15 protein-coding genes are annotated in these 14027 nt (G+C 60.2%); 8 read left to right on the forward strand and 7 right to left on the reverse strand.

What is annotated here, in order from left to right:
- Positions 1 to 27 precede the first annotated feature (27 nt).
- Positions 28 to 813, forward strand: a complete 786-nt coding sequence (locus AC07OP_RS00360) for a helix-turn-helix transcriptional regulator (protein WP_065941434.1) — start codon at positions 28 to 30, stop codon at positions 811 to 813.
- Between the two features lie 91 nt (positions 814 to 904).
- On the opposite strand, the gene AC07OP_RS00365 is transcribed toward AC07OP_RS00360, so the two are convergent.
- Genes AC07OP_RS00365 through AC07OP_RS00375 form a run of 3 tightly spaced genes read right to left on the reverse strand, consistent with a single transcriptional unit; the run spans position 905 to position 2105 of the window.
- The gene (locus AC07OP_RS00365; RefSeq protein WP_495109901.1) at positions 905 to 1087 is read right to left on the reverse strand and encodes a hypothetical protein; all 183 of its coding nucleotides are present in this window, start codon (positions 1085 to 1087) and stop codon (positions 905 to 907) included.
- Positions 1066 to 1257: an SMP-30/gluconolactonase/LRE family protein gene (locus AC07OP_RS00370; RefSeq protein ID WP_227451458.1), complete on the reverse strand. Its 192-nt coding sequence runs from the start codon at positions 1255 to 1257 to the stop codon at positions 1066 to 1068. Before AC07OP_RS00370 ends, AC07OP_RS00365 begins: the two co-directional genes overlap by 22 nt.
- A 2-nt stretch (positions 1258 to 1259) precedes the next feature.
- Positions 1260 to 2105 (reverse strand): SDR family NAD(P)-dependent oxidoreductase, encoded by an 846-nt coding sequence (locus tag AC07OP_RS00375; protein WP_495101455.1) that lies wholly within the window; start codon positions 2103 to 2105, stop codon positions 1260 to 1262.
- A 216-nt stretch (positions 2106 to 2321) separates the two neighbouring features.
- Here AC07OP_RS00375 and AC07OP_RS00380 point away from each other — a divergent pair, with 216 nt between their 5' ends.
- Positions 2322 to 3260 (forward strand): LysR family transcriptional regulator, encoded by a 939-nt coding sequence (locus AC07OP_RS00380; protein WP_495101456.1) that lies wholly within the window; start codon positions 2322 to 2324, stop codon positions 3258 to 3260.
- A gap of 152 nt (positions 3261 to 3412) precedes the next feature.
- On the opposite strand, the gene AC07OP_RS00385 is transcribed toward AC07OP_RS00380, so the two are convergent.
- The 4 genes from AC07OP_RS00385 to AC07OP_RS00400 all read right to left on the reverse strand — a co-directional run bounded on the left by AC07OP_RS00385 (position 3413) and on the right by AC07OP_RS00400 (position 6166).
- Positions 3413 to 4045, reverse strand: a complete 633-nt coding sequence (locus AC07OP_RS00385; protein ID WP_495101457.1) for a hypothetical protein — start codon at positions 4043 to 4045, stop codon at positions 3413 to 3415.
- A 135-nt stretch (positions 4046 to 4180) separates the two neighbouring features.
- Positions 4181 to 4999: a helix-turn-helix transcriptional regulator gene (locus AC07OP_RS00390; RefSeq protein WP_495101458.1), complete on the reverse strand. Its 819-nt coding sequence runs from the start codon at positions 4997 to 4999 to the stop codon at positions 4181 to 4183.
- 5 nt (positions 5000 to 5004) lie between these two features.
- Positions 5005 to 5544 carry a kinase inhibitor gene (locus AC07OP_RS00395; RefSeq protein WP_141157676.1) on the reverse strand — a complete coding sequence of 180 codons (540 nt, stop codon included), beginning with the start codon at positions 5542 to 5544 and terminating at the stop codon, positions 5005 to 5007.
- Positions 5545 to 5683: 139 nt separating this feature from the next.
- Positions 5684 to 6166, reverse strand: coding sequence for an Lrp/AsnC family transcriptional regulator (locus tag AC07OP_RS00400; RefSeq protein ID WP_065941773.1), 483 nt, complete (start codon positions 6164 to 6166; stop codon positions 5684 to 5686).
- A 143-nt stretch (positions 6167 to 6309) separates the two neighbouring features.
- On the opposite strand from AC07OP_RS00400, the gene AC07OP_RS00405 reads away from it, so the two are divergent.
- The 6 genes from AC07OP_RS00405 to AC07OP_RS00430 all read left to right on the forward strand — a co-directional run bounded on the left by AC07OP_RS00405 (position 6310) and on the right by AC07OP_RS00430 (position 14020).
- Positions 6310 to 7350 (forward strand): zinc-dependent alcohol dehydrogenase family protein, encoded by a 1041-nt coding sequence (locus AC07OP_RS00405; RefSeq protein WP_495101459.1) that lies wholly within the window; start codon positions 6310 to 6312, stop codon positions 7348 to 7350.
- A gap of 327 nt (positions 7351 to 7677) precedes the next feature.
- Complete coding sequence (locus AC07OP_RS00410; RefSeq protein WP_027606652.1) at positions 7678 to 9303, forward strand: methyl-accepting chemotaxis protein; 1626 nt, start codon at positions 7678 to 7680, stop codon at positions 9301 to 9303.
- 208 nt (positions 9304 to 9511) lie between these two features.
- Positions 9512 to 10528: an iron ABC transporter substrate-binding protein gene (locus tag AC07OP_RS00415; RefSeq protein WP_495101460.1), complete on the forward strand. Its 1017-nt coding sequence runs from the start codon at positions 9512 to 9514 to the stop codon at positions 10526 to 10528.
- Between the two features lie 3 nt (positions 10529 to 10531).
- A complete protein-coding gene (locus tag AC07OP_RS00420; protein WP_495101552.1) occupies positions 10532 to 12130 on the forward strand; it encodes an ABC transporter permease in 1599 nt (532 codons plus the stop codon).
- Positions 12127 to 13173 (forward strand): ABC transporter ATP-binding protein, encoded by a 1047-nt coding sequence (locus AC07OP_RS00425; RefSeq protein WP_495101461.1) that lies wholly within the window; start codon positions 12127 to 12129, stop codon positions 13171 to 13173. The genes AC07OP_RS00420 and AC07OP_RS00425 overlap by 4 nt, the downstream gene beginning before the upstream one ends.
- Positions 13174 to 13255: 82 nt before the next feature.
- Positions 13256 to 14020: a COG4705 family protein gene (locus AC07OP_RS00430; protein WP_115487379.1), complete on the forward strand. Its 765-nt coding sequence runs from the start codon at positions 13256 to 13258 to the stop codon at positions 14018 to 14020.
- The last annotated feature ends 7 nt before the right edge of the window (positions 14021 to 14027 follow it).

The raw sequence follows: 14027 nt of genomic DNA on the forward strand, positions 1-14027 counted from the left end.
GATCTTTTGTTGGCGGGAGCCTGCTACATGAGCCTGTTTCGTGAAGTCGGCATGCACGCCGGCCTTGGCCGCACCGTTGCGCACATCGGCACCGAGCGTTTCTGGAAACAGCTGGTGCTGTTGCTGCACCAGTGCGTGCCCTTCGATAACGCGCTGGCGATCTTCTACCCCGTGGAGGGCCCGCCCCAGGCCCTGGAAGAATACGACGCCCAGCCGAGCAGCAAGCCGGCGTCGATGCTGGTGTACCTCAATGGCCTGTATTTGCTCGATCCGTTCTTCCAGGCCTGTCGCGAGGGTTATGCCAGCGGTGTGTATCGCCTTGAGGAAGTGGCGCCGGACCATTTTCGCCAGAGCGAGTATTTTCTCAGTTACTTTCACGACAATGTGCTGGAAGACGAGGTGCAGTTGATCCTGCAATTGCCGGGCGCGGGGACGCTGTCGCTGTCACTGGGCATGCAGCGGCGATTCAGCGTTGAGGAAACCGGGCTGATGACCACCCTGTCGGCCTGGGTGCTGCCGTTGATGCAGCAGCACTGGCAACAAAGCACCCGGCGTGTGCCGGCCATGGACAGCCAGATCCGGGATGCGCTGAGCCAATTCGGCTGCGGTGTACTTTCGGACCGCGAACTGGAAATCGCCCGCCTGGTACTGCGCGGGTTCTCGTCCAAGGCCATGGCCGAACGCCTGCATATCTCGCCGGACACAGTGAAAGTGCACCGCCGGCATCTGTACGCGAAGCTGGACATCTCGTCACAGCCGGAACTGTTTTCGTTGTTTATCCAGTCGTTGGGGCATGACCTGGAAAACCCCTGACACAGGCTGACGCCGTCCAGTATCACCGAGGCGTTCAGGCCGGCGTCGTAGCGATAGAGCTTGCCCGTATTGCGGCTGTGACCTTCATGCATCAAGCCGGTGATGAAGCGGCCCTGAGGTCGCATGCACCGTCATTGAAGCGATAGGACGACAGCGTAATGGCCAGCTTCGAGTTCTGGATGACCCGCAGGCTGGTGCGGTCGAGGATGGCAACGCCAGCATTCTGGGTGAAAATCAGGTTGTCCTTTTCAGTCAATGCCAGGCGCCAATGCACGCAGGCGACTCATACAGCCGCGTCAGGTGACCCTGTTGGTCCAGGGCATTGATCTGGCCGCCACTGATGTCGACAAACAGCAGGCACTGATGGGTTTCATCCCAGACCGGGCTTTCACCCAGGTCGGCCTGGCACGCTGAAAACAGTTGGAGCTCTTCCTGAGCAGGCATATTCAACACTCCTTGATTTGGTCCCAAAGCCGGGCAACTTGTTCGGCACTGGTGGCCTTTACTCGGGCCAGATCGACGGGGTAGTCGACACCTGGGTTTTCGACAAACCGCGTCGCCGTAAACTGGCCATTGCTTGCACGCAGGACATAACCGGAGTCCTGGCACTGCTGCGACGCCAGGAACACCACGCCAGGCGTCACCCATTCAGGCTTGAGGTTCTCCGGTTCGCCCGTCACGCCCCACATGCGAGTCTTGGCCACCGGGGATACCGCATTGACGAGGATGCCGGCTTCCGAGCCTTCCATGCTCAGCGCATTCATGATGCCCAGTTGTGCCATCTTGCCGGCGGCATACGCCACCAGGCCCGGTTGGGCATATTGCTGGTACATCGCGCGGTCGGATGACGTCAGCACGACCCGTGCGGCAGCAGACTGCTTGAGGTGTTTCCAGGCATGTTTGCATAACCACACGGGGGTATAGATATTGATATCCACCGCGCGGCCGATGAAGGTTGCATCGGCCTCTTCAATCGCTTGATAACCGACCCAACCGGCGTTGTGAATCAAGATATCGAGTTGGCCAAACGCCTCGATGGCCGTTGCCACCAATTGCTCGCAACCCTGTTCGCTGGACAAGTCGCCATGATGCCCCACCACGTTGAAACCTTTGTCCCTGAGGGTTTGCGCAGCCTCCATGGCGATGGAGCCATCGCCCCCGGCGCCCAGCTTGTCTGCGCCGATATCACTGATCACGACATTGGCGCCCAACGTGGCTAGCGCCTGCGCATAACTAAAACCGAGCCCTCGGCCAGCGCCCGTTACAACGGCCGTCTTTCCTGTAAAGTTCATTGGCTGTTTCCTCTTGAGTGCCACCTCACCTTAACAATGTATATTCACGCTGTTTAATACTAACGGCGGCGCAAGTTGATACCTGGTTCATATCAAGTTGATGTTCAACCCGAATGGTCCCTTCAGGCCAATGTTTATTCCTTAGTCGAGTGCCTGTTTACCGGTACCCTTGCCGCACCCAGTCCACAGATCAGTTCAAATGAAGGAACAGAAGAAATGATCGAAACCCGCCTGCTGCGCCAATTCATCGCCGTGGCTGAAGAGCTGCATTTCCATAAGGCTGCCATTCGCCTGCACATGGCCCAGCCTCCGTTGAGCCAAGCCATCAATCGGCTGGAAGACAAACTGGGGTTCAGTCTGTTCACGCGCAATAAACGCGGGGTCAAGCTGACCCCGGCCGGCGGTGCATTCCAGAGCGCCGCGTACAGCACGTTGAAGGCGTTGGAGCTGGGCATCGAACATGCACGCCAGGTCTCCGAGGGCATTGCCGGCAAACTTACGGTGACTGCGGTGTCGATCGCCTACTACGAGTCACTGCTCGGTACCCTGCGCCAGTTCCGCGAGACCTACCCCAAAGTCCAGTTGATCATCAAGGAGATGCCCTCTTCCAGCCAGGCCAAGGCCATTCTGTCGGGAGAGGCGGATATTGCCTTCATGCGCAAGTTGCCGATCTCGGCGGAAAACGTCGAGTCCCGCCTGTTGCTGGACGAAGAGATCGTGATGGCGCTGCCCGCCCATCACCCGAAGGCGAAGGAAGGTCCGATCGACTTGAGGGATTTCGCCGGGGAAGACTTCGTATTCACCCCCGAAGCCCTGGGCACCGGCTATCACAGCCAGCTGATCGCCTTGTGTGACGCCGCCGGTTTTTACCCCAAGGTCGTGCAGGAGGCCGCGCAGATCCATACCTTGATCGGCTTGGTGGCCTGCAGTTTCGGCGTTGCCCTGGTGCCTGAGTCGATTGCCAACTCAATCATGCGCGACAAGGTCCTGTTCCGCCGGATCTGCCCCGTGACCGCCTCCCCCAACCCGGCCATCGGCCTGTACATGAGCTGGAACACCCACAACGAATCACCGTTGATGGACAGCTTCATGTCCATGCTCGACTTCAACGCCGCTCCCCGGGTCGAGGGAATGCTGGCCGCCCAGGTCAGTTAGAGCGCCAACTGGTAATCCTTGAGCCACGCGGCAAGGGACGAGGCAGTTTCCAGGTTATTGCGCTTGAGGGCCCGGCAACCGCTACAGAAAATCCACCCAAGCCCCGAAGCCATGCACTGAAACGCCTAAGCCGTTGCCTGAACGAACGTGCTTCATTTGTCCAGATTCATTGGTTCATGCATCCGTTCGCCTATTATTACGCGCAGCCATGCAGCATGAAATTCCATGTCTTCCAGAGAAGTCCCCTCAGCCAATCGATATTCGAATTCCTTGCCTCTCGGCCCCTGACACACGACGCTGAAATGGCCATGGCGGTCATAACTGGCGAGCAGGTAAGGGCTGATACAAATGATATCGCTGAAGGGCACCTGCACTTCGGCGGGTTTACGGCCGCGACGGGTGACGGTGAGAGTCAGCAGTTGTCGGTTTTCGTCAAAGGTGAAGGCCAGCACTCTGGACGCAGAGAACATCCACGCGAAAACCAGCCCCATGAGCACAACAACACCAAGCATAGCCAGGATGAGAGGCGACGTGGTGGGACTCGCCCCATCGCTGGACGATGCGCCTTGCATCGCTTCGAGACCGAAAAGGATCAGCACCGTCACCCCTATGACCGGCAGGAACATAAGCAGCACAAAACAGAAACCCAATATGGCCGCCCCAGTGCTGCCGAAGGTGGGTAAGTCCGGATTGCCATGCCACATAGGTGGGTGAGCGCGCGGTTTTTCAGGGCCTGGCGCGGCGGGAGGCGTTGCGATGGGGTGAACTGAAGTTTGATGGGGCATCCAGCAGGCTCCGGGGGGACTGCGTAGACAGTAGCACTATCACCAGACAGTCTGGTCCGCTACCCACCGATAGACGTCAACATCTGGCTCACACTGCCGGCCGGCAGACGGGGGGGGACGCCCTCCCGCAACGGTTCAAATCGCGGCCCGCAATTCACGGGGTGACAGGCCATAGTGTGAGCGAAAACGCACGGCAAAACGTGAGGCCGAGGCGTAGCCGCAGGCGCCGGCAATTTCGCCGATCGGGCGAGACGTTGTCTGCAGCCGTTGCAATGCTGTCGACAGTCGAACGCCCTCCAGAATGTTCCTGAAACTATTCCCCTCGTTCGCCAGTTGGCGACGCAAGGTCGACTCCCCCAGGTTCATGTGCTGTGCGATGCTCGCAACCGTCCAGTCTCGCTCCGGGTTGGCCATTACCAGGTGCTGCACCCGCTCGCACAAGGGATCGTTGCGCCCCATCAGCAAAGGTCCGACCTGGCCGCCAAGGCATAGGCTCAGCAGCACCGCTTCCCCATAATGTGTGCAGAGCGCCTGCGGGGCGTTTGCATGGATGGCGACCAGCAACTGCTCCCATGCCTGGGTGGTGTGCCTGTCCAGGGGAACGCACAGATCGCTCTTCAGTGCCCCGCGACCACTCTTGATCTGCTGGCTATATCGGCTGCTGAAGTGACGCAATGTCGAGACGGGAAAGGTCACCGCATCGGCGATGTAGTGACCCTGAGGGCCGGGGAAGTTTGAGATACCCAGCTCGCGCCCGGCCGGCATCAGAATCAGATGCCGAGGCCCTGCGCGCATTTCCCGGTCATCCCATTGCAACAGTTTTTCCCCCTGCCGCACTCGACACAAGGTGGTCACGAACACCGGCACCCTGGGCAAGGTAAGGGTATGTCGCGCCCGTATGACACAGGCATCGATAATATTTTCCCGGTGCTGTATGCCGTCACAAGGGCGCATGGTTCTTAACGTCCGTAAGTGGAAGTAATGGTCGCTTTGGCCAGGACGTTGGCGTTGAGCATATAACCGACCAAGGCTCCGCTGGCCTGGTTGTCGAGCGGTAGCTTATCGACTTTCAAGGCCCACACGGTGAATTGATAGCGATGGGGTTTATCGCCGACAGGAGGGCAAGCGCCACCGAACCCCGGCTGGCCATAATCGGTTCGCCCTTGTACTGCACCCGCAGGCAGGTTCGCCCCCACGCCGCGTGGCAAACTATGGGTGGAGGCTGGCAGGTTGACCACCGTCCAATGCCACCAACCGCTGCCGGTGGGGGCATCGGGATCGTAAACGGTGATCGCGTAGCTTTTGGTCCCTGCCGGGGCGTTTGTCCACGAAAGCTCAGGAGAGGTGTTGCCACCGTCGCAACCGAAGCCCTGGAACACTTCGCGACGGGTCAGCGGGCGGTTGTCAGCAATATCCCGGCTGGTCAGTGAGAAATCCGCAGCGTAGCCACTGAGTGTGACGGCCATGGAGAGTGCAGGCAGGATTGATCTGATGTTCATCGCGGCTCCAGCTGAGTCTGAAAGTGAAGCTCGAGTCTAGGTTGAACAAAACCGGGAGACTGTGCCGAAATGCTCGATAACAGTGCCGAAATGCTCGATTGTCCGGATGATCGATGGTTCTCCACGTGCCCGACCGCCTTCAGATGCTCAAGAGCTCGCTGACGGGCAGTCGATGGGTGGTCTTCATTTCGCGCAGGGAAAGGTTCGAGCGAATACTGGAAACCCCCGGGAGCTTCCTCAGCACTGTTTCGACAAAGCGGCTATAGCTGTCCAGGTCCCGTGCAACCACCTCAAGGAGAAAGTCCGCCTCCCCCGTTGTGTTATGGCAACTCAATACCTGCGGGGCCGCCTGGATAATCTTTTCAAACGTTGCCGTGGCTTCTTCGCTGTGATCCGTGCAGGAGATCTGGACAAACGCCTTCAGGCCCAGCCCGAGTTTCTTTCGATTGAGAATGGCCTGGTATCCCTCGATAACCCCGCATTCTTCCAGCCGTCTTTGCTTTCGCCAACAGGACGCTTCGCTGAGGGACAGCTGCTCGGCCAGCTTCACATTCGACAGCTTGCCGTCCCGCTGCAAACGCTCCGATATTGCAATGTCCGCTTTATCGAGTTGTTCAATCATGAAATAACCCCTCAAATTCATACTTAAAAATGAAGGCTAATTTCAGTTCTTGCGTTCGGTCAATGGCAACTTGAAGGGTAATTTCAAGGCGCTCATTCATAATGGCAATGCCTGAATCGCCCCTCCAAGCCGAGGTAATTTGAATGAAAGCAGTCGTCTACGAAGCCTTTTCCAAGCCGCCGCGCCTGATGAACGTGGCAGACCCATCCCCGGAACGCCATGGCGTGGTGATCCAGGTGCTTGGCACCGGGGTGTGCCGCAGCGACTGGCATGGCTGGAAAGGTCATGACCCCGACATTGAACTGCCCCATGTACCGGGTCATGAGCTGGCCGGCATCGTGGCCGAGGTGGGCAACGACATCACGCGGTGGAAGGTCGGCGACCGGGTGACCGTGCCGTTCGTGGGTGGCTGTGGTGCCTGTGCGCAGTGCAACAGCGGCAATCAGCAGGTGTGCCACACGCAATTCCAGCCGGGCTTCACTCATTGGGGCTCTTTTGCCGAGTACGTCGGCATCCACCAGGCCGATCTGAACCTGGTCGCGCTGCCCGAGAGCATGGACTTCGCAACCGCCGCAAGCCTGGGTTGTCGCTTCGCCACCTCGTTCCGTGCAGTCGTCGACCAAGGCAACGTCAGCGCCGGTCAGTGGGTCGCGGTTCACGGCTGCGGAGGTGTAGGCCTGTCTGCGGTGATGATCGCCCAGGCCATTGGCGCGAACGTGATCGCCATCGATATTTCCCAGGAAAAACTCGATCTGGCGCGCGCCCTCGGCGCTGTCGCCACCATCAATGCCCAGTGCGTCGCGGACGTCACCGAAGCCGTGCTGGAAATCACCCAGGGCGGTGCCCACGTCTCGCTGGACGCCTTGGGCCACCCAACCACCTGTTTCAACTCCATCAACAACCTGCGCCGTCGCGGCAAGCACGTCCAGGTCGGGCTGATGCTCGCTGATCACGCCACGCCGGCCATCCCCATGGGCAAGGTTATCGCCCATGAACTAGAGATATACGGTAGCCACGGCATGCAGGCGCATCGCTATGGCGCCATGATCGAGATGATCACCTCAGGCAAGCTGGCGCCTGAAAAACTCGTGGGCAAAACCATCAGCCTGGAACAGTCCATCGACGCGCTGACGAACATGGACCGCTTCGAGACGGCAGGGGTAACCGTCATAACCGAGTTTTGACGCATGGCGCCACCCTGAACATCCACCTATCAAGGGTTTGCCTGATTAACCTCATGCAGGCCCTTGTTTCCTTCGCACGAATGTCCGGCCGCTTTGACAAAGGATCAGGCGCCCACGGAAATATTTAATAGACTAATGATTAGCGCGCAATAATTTATCGCAACTATCACCTCGATTCATTTTTTTGAATTCCTCACTGTACGCATCGCCGCCAGGATGACAGTCAGCGCCAATGTGCCGCCTGCAAAGGCAGCCCTTGTTCGTGATCAACAAAAACTGACGCAGGGGCTGCCCCCTCCCCTGACACCTCGGCCTTCGGAGGCCTATATGAAACTAAGATCCTTGAATATCGCGCGCAGAGCGTTCGTCTGCTTCGGTCTGATCACCCTCTTGCTGATCAGTTTGGCAGGCTTCTCCTATTTACAAATCGGTCATTTGCGCACGGCGGAGCAGAACATCGAGCAAAACTCCCTGCCGAGCATCCAGGTGATTGACGATATTCAGATCGCCCTTCTGCATGCGCGCCTTGAGAGTATCCGCATGCTCTCGAGTACCTCCAAAGACGTGCATGATGCGTCGCTGTCAAAGGTCGAAGAGGCCATGCGAACGCTTGAAGCGAAGAGCGCGTTTTATCGTGACAACCTGATCTCCGGCGAACAGGATCAACTGCAGTTTGAGAAGGCCAGCCAAACAATGGATGCCTACATTGAGGGCCTGAAAAAAGTACTCGCCCTCGATCAGCCTGACCATGAACAAGCGATCACGTTCGCCAACACCGAGCAGGCACAGCGGGCCAGTGCCTATCAAGAGCAGCTCACACTTCTACGTGAGCAAAATGCACGCCAGGCGGTTTTGTCGGGGCAGGATGCAGCAGAGGTTTATACCCATAGCGTCAGGGTACTGATAGCTGTGCTGGTGGTGGCTTTTGCGCTCACTACCCTGCTGGCCACGTTGTTCACCAACAGTATTGTGAACCCCATCAGTTCGTCCCTGAAACTGGCGGAAGATATCGCGGCCGGCGACCTTACCCATGACCTGGAAGTCACCGGTTCGGATGAAGCATCCCGCTTGATGCATGCGCTCAATATCATGCAGAAGAACCTCCGGAGCACGATACTGGAAATATCAGGCGCCTCAGCTCAACTCAGCAGCGCTGCCGTCGAAATGATTTCGATCACGGAAAGTGCTGATCGCACCTTGCAACAGCAGAACAGCGAGATAGAGCAGGCTGCCACGGCCGTCACCGAGATGAGCGCTGCTGTCGAAGAGGTTGCCCGCAATGCCAACTCCACCTCGGAAGCCGCAATGCAGTCCAGCCTGGCAGCCGATCTTGGCAATAAAAGGGTCACTGAAACGCTCACGGCCATGCGCGGCCTGACGGGGTTAGTCGAAGTTTCCTCGGAGCAGGTAAAAGCGCTAGCAGGCCAGGCGCAAGACATCAGCAAGGTACTCGGCGTTATCCGGGCGATTGCCGAGCAAACCAATCTGCTGGCGTTGAACGCTGCAATTGAAGCAGCCCGCGCAGGAGAACAAGGCCGCGGTTTTGCAGTGGTCGCCGACGAAGTCAGGGCACTGGCGCACCGCACCCAAACCTCTACCCAGGAAATTGAACAGATGATCTCGACGATTCAAACAGGCTCCTCAGCCGCCGTCGAATCGATGCAGATGAGCACGTCTGAGGTCTACAGCACGCGAGATACGGCGGAGCAAGCCGGCCAGTCGCTGCGCCAGATCATAGATTCCGTACTCGAAATCAACGATCGCAATATCCAGATCGCAACCGCCTCCGAGGAACAGGCTCACGTAGCGCGTGATGTGGATCGCAGCCTGATAAGCATCCGCGACCTTGCCGTTCAAAGCAGCGAAGGCACTCGCCAGACGCTGACGGCAAGTAATGAGCTGTCACGGTTGGCTGTAAACCTGAACGACCTGGTGCTTCGCTTCAGAACTTAGTAATTGCCGTAGCGCGCCATTTCGGGTGAATGACACATGCCTGCAAACACCGTGGGGCGCGCTCGGTAAAACTCACCTTTTTTTCACGTTTTTTTTTCATTCCCGGCTCTACATTCGCCGCGCCTCAGCATGCAAATGATTCCTATTGGTCAGGAATCTCCAGCTATATTCCTCAAGCACACCCTCACCATCAGGAGCTTGCCCTCTCATGACTATCGGTTTTCCGTCGTTCCTTGAAAAAGCCCTGCTGGTCGGCGCGCTGCTCGCCGCCGGGCACGTCTATGCCGCGAGCGACAGCGTTGGCATAGTGGTGTACAACGCCCAGCACGAGAGCCTGACCAAGGCGTGGGTCGAAGGGTTTACCCAGGAAACCGGGATTCCGGTGACCATCCGCAATGGCGATGACACCGAGATGGGCAACCAGATTGTGCAGGAAGGTGCTGCCTCCCCGGCCGATGTGTTCCTCACCGAAAACTCACCGGCGATGGTGCTGGTCGATAACGCCGGGCTGTTTGCCCCCGTGGCGCCGACCACCCTGGAACAGGTCGGTGCAGCCTATCGTCCGGCCCACGGCAAATGGGTGGGTATCGCTGCGCGCTCGACGGTGTTTGTGTATAACCCGGGCGCGCTCAAGGAAGCCGACCTGCCCAAATCCCTGATGGACCTTGCCTCTCCCCACTGGAAAGGCCGCTGGGCCGCCTCCCCGGCCGGGGCCGACTTCCAGGCGATCGTCGCTGCCGTGCTCGAACTCAAGGGCGAGGCCGCCACCCTCGACTGGCTCAAGGCAATGAAAGCCAACGCGAGCATTTACCGCGGCAACAGTGCGGTACTCAAGGCCGTCAATGCCGGCCAGGTCGACAGTGGCGTGATCTACCACTACTACAGCTTCGTCGATCAGTCCAAGACCGGCGAAAACAGCAAGAACACTTCACTGCACTACTTCAAGCACCAGGACCCGGGCGCGTTCGTCAGCATCTCCGGTGCCGGCGTGCTGGCCTCCAGCACACACAAGGAGCAGGCCCAGGCTTTCCTGGCGTGGATCACCGGCCCGGACGGCCAGGCGATTCTCAAGAGCGGCAATTCGTTCGAGTACGCCGTGGGCCGGAACGCCGAGTCGAACCCCAAGCTGGTACCGCTGACGCAGCTCGATGCTCCCAAGGTTGATGCGTCCAAACTCGACAGCAAAAAAGCCGTCGCATTGATGACCCAGGCCGGACTCCTCTGATTGTTGCCTGAAACCCTGGAGGCGGCTGCCGCCCGGTCGATACCCGCGCGACCTTCACAGCGCAGCCACGCGCGTTTTTTCAGGCGTGGCGGCGCATGGGTCACCGGTTTATCGGTGCTGGTTTCGCTGCTGGCCCTGTTGCCCATCGCCTTCGTGATCGGTGTGTCCTGGCAAATCGGCTGGGCACAGATCGAGGCCTTGGTGTTCCGGCCTCGGGTTGCCGAGTTGCTGGTCAACACCGTATTGCTGGTGGTCATCACCCTGCCCTTGTGCGTGGCGCTGGGCGTCGCGCTGGCCTGGTTGACCGAACGCACCGACCTGCCGGGACGCCGTCTGTGGTCATTGCTGGCAGTGGCTCCCCTCGCGGTGCCGGCCTTTGTGCACAGCTATGCCTGGGTCAGCCTGGCGCCGTCGATCCATGGCTTGCCGGCGGGCGTGCTGGTCTCGGTCATCGCCTACTTTCCGTTTCTGTACCTGCCAGTGGCGGCCACGTTGCGGCGGCTCGATCCTGCTATCGAAGACGTAGCCGAATCCCTGGGGCTCAAACCCTGGGCGGTGTTCTTCAGGGTTGTGGTGCCGCAGTTGCGCCTGGCGATCTGCGGCGGCGCGCTGCTGGTGGGCCTGCACCTGCTGGCCGAATACGGCCTGTACGCGATGATCCGCTTCGACACTTTCACCACGGCGATCTTCGACCAGTTCAAGTCGACCTTCAATGGCCCGGCCGCCAACATGCTGGCGGCGGTATTGGCACTGTGCTGCCTGGCGATGCTGACGATCGAATCGGCCGCCCGCGGTGCCGCGCGTTATGCACGGGTCGGCTCGGGCAGTGCCCGGGACCAGCGCACCCTGCGCCTGGGCACTCCCATCCGCATCGCCGCCCTCGGCCTGCAAGCATTCACCTGCGCGCTGGCCCTGGGTGTGCCGTTGATTACCCTGGGCAAATGGTTGGTCACCGGCGGCGTGGCCGTGTGGCAGATGAATGAACTACTGCCGGCCCTCGAGCAAACCCTGTTGCTCGGCGCTGCCGGAGCGCTGCTGACCACCGGCGCGGCGGTACCGATTGCCTGGCTGTCGATACGTGCGCCAGGGCGCTTGCAGCGCATCCTGGAGAGCTGCAACTACATCACCAGCTCTTTGCCCGGCATCGTCGTCGCGCTGGCACTGGTGACCGTGACCATTCACTTCGCGCGACCGATCTACCAGACCACGATCACCGTGCTGCTCGCCTACCTGCTGATGTTTTTGCCAAGGGCGCTGGTGAGCTTGCGGGCCGGAATCGCCCAGGCGCCGGTGGAGCTGGAACACATGGCACGCAGCCTCGGCCGCTCGCCCGCCCGTGCACTCTGGCTGATCACCCTGCGCCTGGCCGCACCAGGTGCAGCGGCCGGTGCCGCACTGGTGTTCCTGGCGATCACCAATGAGCTGACCGCCACATTGCTGCTGGCCCCCAACGGCACCCGCACCCTGGCCACCGGCTTCTGGGCAATGACCAGTGAAATTGACTACGCCGCCGCAGCCCCCTACGCGCTGATCATGATCCTGTTGTCTCTGCCGTTGACCGGCCTCCTCTATCACCAATCCAAACGCACGGCTGGCCGATGAACGCCCTCGAACTCAATGCAATCTGTAAGTCCTTCGGCAGCCAGCGCGCCTTGGCCGACGTCAACCTGTCGGTGCCCACCGGCAGCCGAACGGTGATCGTCGGGCCGTCAGGTTCAGGCAAGACCACGCTGCTGCGGATGATCGCCGGATTCGAGTTTCCCGATAGCGGCAGCCTTGCGCTCAATGGCCAACTGCTGGTCGACGCCACGCACGCCGTCCCGGCCCATCAACGCCAGATCGGTTATGTGCCGCAGGACGGTGCGCTGTTCCCGCATATGAGCGTGGCCGACAATATCGCCTTTGGCCTGGCCGCCAAGGGCGCGCAACGCGAAACACGCATCGCCGAACTGATGGACAGCGTGGCCCTTGACGCCAGCATGGCGCGGCGCTGGCCCCACGAACTGTCCGGCGGGCAGCAACAACGGGTGGCCCTGGCCCGTGCACTGGCGCAACAACCACGCCTAATGCTGCTGGATGAACCCTTTTCGGCGCTGGACACCGGCCTGCGAGCAGCGATGCGCAAGATGGTCGCACGGCTGCTGAGCGACGCCGGTATTACCACGATTCTGGTGACGCACGACCAGAGTGAGGCGCTGTCGTTTGCCGATCAACTGGCCGTGATGCGTCAGGGACGCCTGGTGCAGTCCGGCCATCCGATGGACCTGTACCAGTCCCCCGGCGACCAACAGACCGCCTTGTTCCTGGGCGATGCAGTGATCCTGCCTGCCAGGCTCGAAGCCGGATGGGCCCATTGCGAACTGGGCCGCATCGCGGTCAACAGCCTGGACAATTGTCCCGTTGCACAGATCATGCTGCGCCCCGAGCAGTTGCAGGTCAGCACGGGGTCAGGCGCCGGCTGCCAGGGCGTGGTGACCGAGCGTGATTTTGGCGGGAACACCTGCACCCTGACCGTGGCGCTGCAGCCTGACGATGGCGCACCGGGGCGCGCGATCCTGGTACGCAGTTCGGGCCTGCAGGCGCCCTTGACCGGCAGCACGGTGCAGCTGACGACAATCGGCGTGGCGCATGTATTTTCCGCATAGGTCGCCGGCCCTCAGTCCCGGCTAAGTTTCGTGCCGTACCTTCTCCCCTGCGCCACCACCGCGCACAGGAGAGGTAAACCCGATGAATGCCACAGCAGCCCGCTGGCTGAACAAAGTACCCGAGGTGACCCTGTCATTCTGGGTGATCAAGATCCTGTCCACCACCGTGGGCGAAACCGGCGCGGACTATCTCGCCGTCGATGCGGGCCTGGGTGCCGGCTGGACCAGCATCGGCATGGCCGCCCTGTTGGCCATCGCGCTGTTTTTCCAGCTGCGCACCAAAGCCTACACCCCCTGGATCTACTGGCTGACCGTGGTGCTGGTGAGCATTGTCGGGACGCAGATCACCGACATCCTCACCGATAAACTCGACGTCAGCCTGTATACCAGCACGGTGATCTTCTCGGTCCTGCTCGCCCTCAACTTCCTGGTCTGGTACCGCACCGAACGCAGCCTGTCGATCCGGGCCATCGTGACCCCACGGCGCGAGGTGTTCTACTGGGCCACCGTGTTGTGCACCTTCGCGCTCGGCACCGCCGCCGGCGACCTGGCCACCGAAGCGCTGGGCCTGGGCTTCACCCTGGGCGCGGTGATTTTTGCGCTGATGATCGGCGCAACCCTGCTCGCCTGGCGCCTGGGTGCCAATGTGGTCCTGACCTTCTGGATCACTTACATCCTGACTCGCCCCTTCGGTGCCTCCCTCGGCGACTTGCTGACCCAGGCCAAGACCTACGGCGGCCTGGGCATGGGCGCCAGCTGGACCAGCGCGATCTTCCTCTGCGTGATTGTCCTGTTGGTGGCCGTCGCACAAATCGGCGTCGGCAACCGCAGAACCCTGCGCCCATAACTCAATT

The organism is Pseudomonas sp. GW821-FHT09D08, assembly GCF_059416305.1.

Coding starts and splice junctions, on each gene's coding strand:
- AC07OP_RS00360 (WP_065941434.1), top strand. CDS start 28: ATGAGCCTGTTTCGTGAAGTCGGCATGCACGCCGGCCTTGGCCGCACC.
- AC07OP_RS00370 (WP_227451458.1), bottom strand. CDS start 1,257: ATGCCTGCTCAGGAAGAGCTCCAACTGTTTTCAGCGTGCCAGGCCGAC.
- AC07OP_RS00375 (WP_495101455.1), bottom strand. CDS start 2,105: ATGAACTTTACAGGAAAGACGGCCGTTGTAACGGGCGCTGGCCGAGGG.
- AC07OP_RS00380 (WP_495101456.1), top strand. CDS start 2,322: ATGATCGAAACCCGCCTGCTGCGCCAATTCATCGCCGTGGCTGAAGAG.
- AC07OP_RS00385 (WP_495101457.1), bottom strand. CDS start 4,045: ATGCCCCATCAAACTTCAGTTCACCCCATCGCAACGCCTCCCGCCGCG.
- AC07OP_RS00390 (WP_495101458.1), bottom strand. CDS start 4,999: ATGCGCCCTTGTGACGGCATACAGCACCGGGAAAATATTATCGATGCC.
- AC07OP_RS00395 (WP_141157676.1), bottom strand. CDS start 5,544: ATGAACATCAGATCAATCCTGCCTGCACTCTCCATGGCCGTCACACTC.
- AC07OP_RS00400 (WP_065941773.1), bottom strand. CDS start 6,166: ATGATTGAACAACTCGATAAAGCGGACATTGCAATATCGGAGCGTTTG.
- AC07OP_RS00405 (WP_495101459.1), top strand. CDS start 6,310: ATGAAAGCAGTCGTCTACGAAGCCTTTTCCAAGCCGCCGCGCCTGATG.
- AC07OP_RS00410 (WP_027606652.1), top strand. CDS start 7,678: ATGAAACTAAGATCCTTGAATATCGCGCGCAGAGCGTTCGTCTGCTTC.
- AC07OP_RS00415 (WP_495101460.1), top strand. CDS start 9,512: ATGACTATCGGTTTTCCGTCGTTCCTTGAAAAAGCCCTGCTGGTCGGC.
- AC07OP_RS00425 (WP_495101461.1), top strand. CDS start 12,127: ATGAACGCCCTCGAACTCAATGCAATCTGTAAGTCCTTCGGCAGCCAG.
- AC07OP_RS00430 (WP_115487379.1), top strand. CDS start 13,256: ATGAATGCCACAGCAGCCCGCTGGCTGAACAAAGTACCCGAGGTGACC.